The organism is Serratia sp. EC4, assembly GCF_059652115.1.
The window spans coordinates 1-2,416 of sequence record NZ_JBNIDE010000025.1 but is presented as its reverse complement, the minus strand read 5'-3'; the positions used below and the strand labels follow the sequence as shown (position 1 = coordinate 2,416).

The 2,416-nt window shown below is 56.3% G+C and carries 2 protein-coding genes; both read left to right on the top strand.

All coding sequences use genetic code 11. The features are described from left to right. Nucleotides 1-1,627, top strand: a 1,627-nt coding sequence (locus ACP39K_RS24495) for a type I secretion system permease/ATPase (RefSeq protein WP_497008996.1), incomplete at its 5' end; no start/stop codon positions are given. A gap of 52 nt (nt 1,628-1,679) precedes the next feature. Next, a partial coding sequence (locus ACP39K_RS24490) for a biotin/lipoyl-containing protein (RefSeq protein ID WP_497008995.1) occupies nt 1,680-2,416 on the top strand: 737 nt, incomplete at its 3' end.

The following is a 2,416-nucleotide window of genomic DNA, read 5'->3' as shown; positions in this document are numbered from 1 at the left end:
GCTTCCTTCGCGTAATGAAATCACGCTGTTGATGCTGACGCTGATCATGTTGGGCATGTTCGGCATGATGTCGCTGTTGGAATACGTGCGCAGCATGGTGGTGATCCGTATCGGCAGTCAGCTGGATATGCGTCTCAACACGCGAGTCTACACTGCGGCCTACGAGGCGAATCTGAAAAACGGTTCTTCCGACGCCGGCCAGATGCTGAGTGACTTGACCAATCTGCGCCAATTCCTCACCGGCAGCGCGCTGTTCGCCTTCTTTGATGCGCCGTGGTTTCCGATCTATCTGTTGGTGATATTCCTGTTTAATCCTTGGTTGGGGCTTTTCGCCCTGGTCGGTGCGCTGTTGCTGATCGCATTGGCGGTGATCAACGAAATGGTGTCGAAAAAGCCGCTGGCGGAGGCCAGCAAGCTGTCGATTATGTCCGGTACGCTGGCCAGCACCAATCTGCGAAATGCCGAAGTGATCGAGGCTTTGGGGATGTTGCCTAACCTGAAACGCCGGTGGTTCGGTCTGCACCAGCGGTTTTTGAACAGTCAGCGCATCGCCAGCGAACGCGCATCGCGGGTCACATCGATCACCAAGTTTGTGCGCATGTCGCTGCAATCGCTGGTGCTGGGGCTGGGGGGCTGGCTGGCGATCGATGGGCACATCACGCCCGGTATGATGATCGCCGGCTCCATTCTGATGGGGCGAACGCTGGCGCCGATTGAGCAGGTTATTAACGTCTGGAAGAGCTACAGCGCGGCAAAGCTTTCTTATGGCCGGTTGGTCAAGCTGCTGGAAACGCATCCGCAACGTGGCACCGGTATGTCCTTGCCGCGTCCGGAAGGGGTACTCGCTGTAGAAGGCGTCACCGCCACGCCGCCGGGCTCCAAAGGCGATGCGGTATTGCATAACGTGACTTTTGCCATCCAGCCCGGTGACGTGCTGGGGATCATTGGCCCGAGCGCGTCGGGGAAATCGACGCTGGCGCGTTTGCTGGTCGGCATTTGGCCGGTCAGTGAAGGGATTGTTCGGTTGGATAATGCCGACATCTATCAGTGGAACAAGGATGAATTGGGGCCGTATATCGGCTATCTGCCGCAGGACATTGAGCTGTTTGCCGGGACTATCGCCGAGAATATCGCTCGCTTTAACGATATCGATTCAGAGAAAGTCATTGAAGCCGCTAAGCTGGCCGGTGTGCACGAACTGATCCTGCGTTTCCCTAACGGCTACGATTCGGTGCTCGGCAACGGTGGCGCTGGGTTGTCCGGTGGACAGAAACAGCGTATCGGCCTGGCGCGCGCATTGTACGGCGACCCTTCGTTGGTGGTATTGGATGAGCCTAACTCCAATCTGGATGATGCGGGCGAGAAAGCGTTGAACCAGGCCATTATGTTCCTCAAGCAACGTAATAAAACGGTGGTTCTGATTACCCATCGCACCAATTTGCTGTCGATGACCAGCAAGTTGTTGCTGTTGGTGAATGGCAACGTCAACGCGTTCGGCCCGACTCAACAAGTGCTTCAGGCGTTGGCCAATGCGCAAAAAGCGCAGACGCAACAGCCTCAGCAAGCGGTGAGGGCGGTAAATTCTGAGCCGGATGAAGGCAACATCCCAAAAACGCAAATTAATTAAGCCGTGAATTGCCTGATGGCTTCATTGCCGTCCGCAGTGTAAAGGAGTTGGTATGTCGACGCATATTGGCGAGCCGCAAGACTCGTATATTGAAGAGATCCCGCAGGATGAACGGCGGTTTACCCGGATGGGCTGGCTGGTAGTGGGAATTGGTCTGTTCGGATTTTTGGCCTGGGCAGCGTTCGCGCCTCTGGATAAAGGGGTGGCATCACCGGGCTCGGTAACCGTTTCCGGCAACCGCAAAACGGTGCAGGCCCCGGCCAGCGGCATCATCAAGAATATCGCGGTGAAAGACGGCGACAAGGTGAAAGCCGGTGAGGTTCTGGTGCAATTGAGCCAGGTGCAGGCGCAGGCTCAGGTTGATTCGCTGCGCGATCAGTACTACACCACGCTGGCCACCGAAGGGCGTTTACTGGCCGAACGCGATGGTCTGAGCAAGGTCACTTTTTCCCCTGTTTTCACCCAGGTTAAGGATCAGCCGCGCGTGGCCGAAATCATCGCGTTGCAAACGCAGCTGTTCGCCTCTCGCCGCCAGGGGCTGCAAAGTGAAATTGACGGTTATAAGCAGTCGATGGATGGGATCCGCTTCCAGTTGAAAGGCCTGCAGGATTCGCGCGCCAACAAGCAGATCCAACTTTCCAGCCTGCGTGAGCAGATGAACAGCATGAAGCAACTGGCGGCGGACGGTTATTTGCCGCGCAATCGTTATCTGGAAGTCCAGCGCCAGTTCGCTGAGGTGAACAGCAGCATCGATGAAACCATCGGGCGGATTGGTCAATTGCAAAAGCA